The organism is Erythrobacter donghaensis (genome assembly GCF_001557325.1).
GTDB classification, from domain to species: domain Bacteria; phylum Pseudomonadota; class Alphaproteobacteria; order Sphingomonadales; family Sphingomonadaceae; genus Erythrobacter; species Erythrobacter donghaensis_B.
In genome coordinates, this window is record NZ_LSJS01000143.1 from 1 (window position 1) to 3,942 (window position 3,942).

Annotated in this window: 7 protein-coding genes; 3 read left to right on the top strand and 4 right to left on the bottom strand. The window is 68.7% G+C overall.

Going from position 1 to position 3,942, the window contains the following annotated elements:
• Positions 1-102: 102 nt before the first annotated feature.
• From AX692_RS07740 to AX692_RS07750, 3 genes are read right to left on the bottom strand one after another with little or no spacing between them, the layout of a single operon-like run.
• Complete coding sequence (locus AX692_RS07740) at positions 103-783, bottom strand: dihydrofolate reductase family protein (protein WP_073974756.1); 681 nt, start codon at positions 781-783, stop codon at positions 103-105.
• On the bottom strand, positions 783-1,265 hold the full coding sequence (locus tag AX692_RS07745) for a VOC family protein (protein WP_073974755.1): 483 nt from the start codon (positions 1,263-1,265) through the stop codon (positions 783-785). The genes AX692_RS07740 and AX692_RS07745 overlap by 1 nt, the downstream gene beginning before the upstream one ends.
• Positions 1,262-1,636 (bottom strand): DUF1428 domain-containing protein, encoded by a 375-nt coding sequence (locus tag AX692_RS07750; RefSeq protein WP_073974754.1) that lies wholly within the window; start codon positions 1,634-1,636, stop codon positions 1,262-1,264. Before AX692_RS07750 ends, AX692_RS07745 begins: the two co-directional genes overlap by 4 nt.
• A gap of 79 nt (positions 1,637-1,715) precedes the next feature.
• On the opposite strand from AX692_RS07750, the gene AX692_RS07755 reads away from it, so the two are divergent.
• From AX692_RS07755 to AX692_RS07765, 3 genes are all read left to right on the top strand, one after another.
• Positions 1,716-2,432 (top strand): winged helix-turn-helix transcriptional regulator, encoded by a 717-nt coding sequence (locus tag AX692_RS07755; RefSeq protein WP_073974753.1) that lies wholly within the window; start codon positions 1,716-1,718, stop codon positions 2,430-2,432.
• Between the two features lie 143 nt (positions 2,433-2,575).
• The gene (locus AX692_RS07760) at positions 2,576-2,845 is read left to right on the top strand and encodes a GlsB/YeaQ/YmgE family stress response membrane protein (RefSeq protein WP_073974752.1); all 270 of its coding nucleotides are present in this window, start codon (positions 2,576-2,578) and stop codon (positions 2,843-2,845) included.
• A 17-nt stretch (positions 2,846-2,862) separates the two neighbouring features.
• Complete coding sequence (locus AX692_RS07765; RefSeq protein ID WP_073974751.1) at positions 2,863-3,159, top strand: hypothetical protein; 297 nt, start codon at positions 2,863-2,865, stop codon at positions 3,157-3,159.
• 115 nt (positions 3,160-3,274) lie between these two features.
• On the opposite strand, the gene AX692_RS07770 is transcribed toward AX692_RS07765, so the two are convergent.
• A partial coding sequence (locus tag AX692_RS07770; RefSeq protein ID WP_230961047.1) for a sigma-70 family RNA polymerase sigma factor occupies positions 3,275-3,942 on the bottom strand: 668 nt, incomplete at its 5' end.

The following is a 3,942-nucleotide window of genomic DNA, read 5'->3' on the forward strand; positions in this document are numbered from 1 at the left end:
GCCAGCCGCCATGCCGATGCGATCACCGCGGTGCGCCGCGCCCATATCCGCCACGGCGGCGAAGGCGCGCTCTACCTCTTCCTCAAGCGCCGCTGAGCGCTGCTACCACTCGCCGCGCGCCATCGCCGCCTGCCGGGCCGCCTCGCGCGCGCTGTCCATCGGGGGCGGGCTGACCTCGGCCATCGAGGGCAGCGGGCCGCGCTGTTCGTAGGTGGCGATGATCGTGCCGTTCGTTCCGGCGCGCTGTTCCACCAGCGCCAGCAGGCCCGGCTGCGTCCCCTCGCCGAACAGGCGCTTGCCCTTGCCCAGCACCGCCGGGAAGATCATCAGCGTCAGTCGGTCGATCAGCCCGGCCGCGAGCAGCGGCGGATAGAGCGTGCCCGATCCCTGGATCACCAGATCGGGGCCTTCGGTCCGCTTCAATGCCGCGACCTCCTCGACCCCGCGCAGCTGGTGGCTGTTGGCCCAATCGAGCTGCGGGGTGCCGCGCGAGAGGACATATTTGCGGCAGGCGGTGAAGGCCTTGGCCATCGGCCCGCTGCCCTCGTCCTCGGGATCGACATAGGGCCAGTAGCCCGCGAAGATGTCATAGGTGCGCCGCCCGAGCAGCAGGTCGTAACCGCGCCCGAACAGGCGGTCGATCTCCGCGCCCACGGCATCGTCCCAAAGGCCGAACACCCAGCCGCCGGACGAAAAGCCGCCGGTGGTGTCTTCCTCGACCCCGCCCGGCCCTTGAATTACCCCGTCGAGCGAGACGAAGGCGGCCGCATGGATCCTGCGCATTAGCCCTCACCCCGCCGCGCGGCATCGATCGCGGCGACATCGATCTTGCCCATGTTCATCATTGCGCCGAACGCCCGCGCCGCCTCGTCGCCGCCCGCCGCGAGCGCTTCGGTGAGGGTGCGCGGGGTGATCTGCCAGTTGAGGCCCCAGCGGTCCTTGCACCACCCGCAGGCGCTTTCCTGCCCGCCATTGCCGACGATGGCGTCCCAGTAACGGTCGGTCTCGGCCTGATCCTCGGTCATCACCTGAAAGCTGAAGGCCTCGGTGTGCGGGAAGATCGGCCCGCCGTTGAGGCCGATGCAGGGGATGCCGAGCACGGTGAACTGCACCGTCAGCACGTCCCCTGCCTTGCCCGAGGGAAAGTCGGTCGGTGCGCGGTGGACGGAATCGAGGCTGCTGTCCGGGAAGGTCTGCGCGTAGAAGCGCGCGGCGTCTTCGGCGGCGCCGTCATACCACAGGCAAATCGTGTTCTTCGCGGTCATCCCTCGCCCCCCATGTCGACCACCGGGACGAAGCCGCCGAAGATCATGCGCTTGCCGTCGAAGGGCATGGGATTTTTCGTCTGGTCCATGCGCGGATCGTCGAAATCCTCGCTCATCATCCTGGCAAAGGCGGCATCGCGGGTCGCCTTGTCGGGCCATTCGATCCAGCTGAAGACGACGCTTTCGCCCGCCTCGGCGTCGACCGCGCGGCGGAAATCGGTCTGCTTGCCTTCGGGGACGTCATCGCCCCAGCATTCGACCACGCGCAACGCGCCCATTTCGATGAACAGGCTGTCGGCGGCGGCAGCGTGGTCGATGAAGGCCTGCCGGTTTTCCGTCGGCACGGGAATGACAAATCCGTCGATATACATGGTGTTTTCCTCCTCCGCAGGCCGCCTTTGCGACTCGCTCCCTTGCGTCTTGTCTGACGGGAGGTTACTTTCGTCAACCATGAAGTCACCAAAGGTAACTGAAAAAGAGACGGGCCGACCTTCCGGGCCCGCAGTCGGACACGGGCGCTGGTACAATGACGCCTGCGGCACGGCCTTCGGGCTCGAGGTCATCGGCGAGCGCTGGGCGCTGCTGGTGGTGCGCGAGCTGATGCTGGGGGCGCGGCGCTTTTCCGACCTGCGCGCCGCGCTGCCCGGCATTTCGGCCAAGGTGCTGACCGAGCGGCTGCAAGCGCTCGAGGCATCGGGCGTGGTCGCCCGCCGCTCGCTGCCGCCGCCCGGCAAGGCGCAGGTCTACGAGCTGACGCAGTGGGGCCTTGCCGCCGAGCCGCTGATCCAGGAGCTCGGGCGCTGGGCGGCGCAATCGCGCGCCCACGATCCGCGCCTGCCGCTCTCCGCGGTCTCGCTGATGCTGTCCTTGCGCACCATGCTCGACCGCGAGGCCTGCGCCGCCTTCACCGGCCGCATCGGCTTCGCGATTGGCGAGGAGCGCTTCGTGGCCGAGCCCGAGGGCCGCGAGCTGCCGATCCGGCGCGGCGATCCCGGGGGCTGCGATGCGGTGTTCCACGCGCCGTCCGCCGACGTGATCGCAGCCGGGATCTATGCCGGGGTGCCGTGGGAGGAACTCGAGGCGAACGCGGGCCTCGCCATCACCGGTGACCGCGCCTGTGCGCTGCGCTTTGCGCGCCTGTTCGGATTGCCCGCGCCGCTCGCCTGAGGAGCGCAGTGATGCATCCCCCACAACATAGGTGAGGGCACATCCCCCCCACCCTGTCAGGCATGGGCATGTCGAAGCCAAGCGGCGCGCGGCCGGCCAGCGGCCGCGGGCGGGCAAGGCCTCTCTCGGCAAGGAGACAGCGAATGAACCTTATCCTGATCATCATCATCGGAGGCATTCTCGGCTGGCTCGCCAGCATGGTGATGCGCACCGACGCCCAGCAGGGCATCTTCCTCAACATTATCGTCGGCGTGGTCGGCGCACTCGTCGCCGGTTTCCTCCTCAATCCGCTGATCGGTGGCGGGAACATCATGGACGGCGACTTCTCGATCAGCGCGCTGATCGTCTCGTTCCTTGGCGCACTGGTGCTGCTGGCGATCGTCAACCTGTTCCGTCGCGGCTCGGTCCGTTGAGCCCGGGAGCGCAGCGCATGAAGAATCTCAGCACCTTCGCCGCCATCCTCGCCCTGGCCGGGGCTGGCCTCGGCGGTTGCGACAACGCCGCCGAAGAACAGGCCGAGGAACGCGCCGACGCGATCGAGGAGCAGGGCGAAGCCATCGCCGATACGATGGAACAGCGCGCCGACGGGCTCGACCAGACCACCGACGGCGTCGATCCGGCGGCCGAGCAGAACCTCGAGAACAAGGCCGATGCGGTGCGCGAACGCGCCGATGCCAAGGCCGAGATGGTCGAGGAACAGGCCGAAGGCGACACGCCCCCGCAATAAGCCTGTGGCAGACAAGGGTGGCGCGGGGTCCGAGGCACACGCCCTGCGCCACCCCCATGCGGGCCCGCTTCCCTGGGAAGCGGGCCCGCAACTTGTTCGGGCGGGCTTCGCCCGTTCAGGCCTCGGGCAGCGCCTCGCCGTTCGCAATGATCACGCGCATCGCCGCCCGCCCGCGGTTGATCCGGCTCTTGACCGTGCCGAGCTTGCAGTCCGCGACCTCGGCCGCCTCCTCGTAGCTCAGCCCCGCGCCCGCGATCAGCATCAGCATCTCGCGCTGGCCATCGGGCAATTGCTGCAAGGCGCCCTCGAGATCGGCGACATGGATGCGCTCTTCCTGATCGGGGGCCTGCACCAGCAGCCGCTCGGCCGCCTCGGGCTCCCATGCGACCAGCCGGCCCTGCTTCCTCACCGCGTTGTAGAACTGGTTGCGCAGGATCGTGAACAGCCACGGACGGAACTTGCTGCCCGGAAGGAAGGTATGGCGTGACGACCAGGCGCGCACCATCGTCTCCTGCACCAGGTCATCGGCCATCGCGATGTCGCGCTGGCGGCACAGCGAGCGCGCGAAGCTGCGCAGCGCGGGCAGCGATGCGGTCATCTCGGCGGTGAAGCAGGCTGGCGGCTGGTCGGAGGCAGTCTTGCAGGCTGGCTTGGGCATGGCACCTTGTCCTTGTGTCCCTCCCCCCTTGGCATCCTTGTCGGCGACCTCGGCGGGCGGTTCCCTAAACTCGGCAAGGATTTGCGCGGCGGAGCACGGGCGCGGCGCCGGGGGGAGGCGGGGGG

Bases quoted from the DNA above. Each gene is read 5' to 3' on its own strand.
- AX692_RS07740 (WP_073974756.1), bottom strand. From the start codon at position 783: ATGCGCAGGATCCATGCGGCCGCCTTCGTCTCGCTCGACGGGGTAATT.
- AX692_RS07745 (WP_073974755.1), bottom strand. From the start codon at position 1,265: ATGACCGCGAAGAACACGATTTGCCTGTGGTATGACGGCGCCGCCGAA.
- AX692_RS07750 (WP_073974754.1), bottom strand. From the start codon at position 1,636: ATGTATATCGACGGATTTGTCATTCCCGTGCCGACGGAAAACCGGCAG.
- AX692_RS07760 (WP_073974752.1), top strand. From the start codon at position 2,576: ATGAACCTTATCCTGATCATCATCATCGGAGGCATTCTCGGCTGGCTC.
- AX692_RS07755 (WP_073974753.1), top strand. From the start codon at position 1,716: ATGAAGTCACCAAAGGTAACTGAAAAAGAGACGGGCCGACCTTCCGGG.
- AX692_RS07765 (WP_073974751.1), top strand. From the start codon at position 2,863: ATGAAGAATCTCAGCACCTTCGCCGCCATCCTCGCCCTGGCCGGGGCT.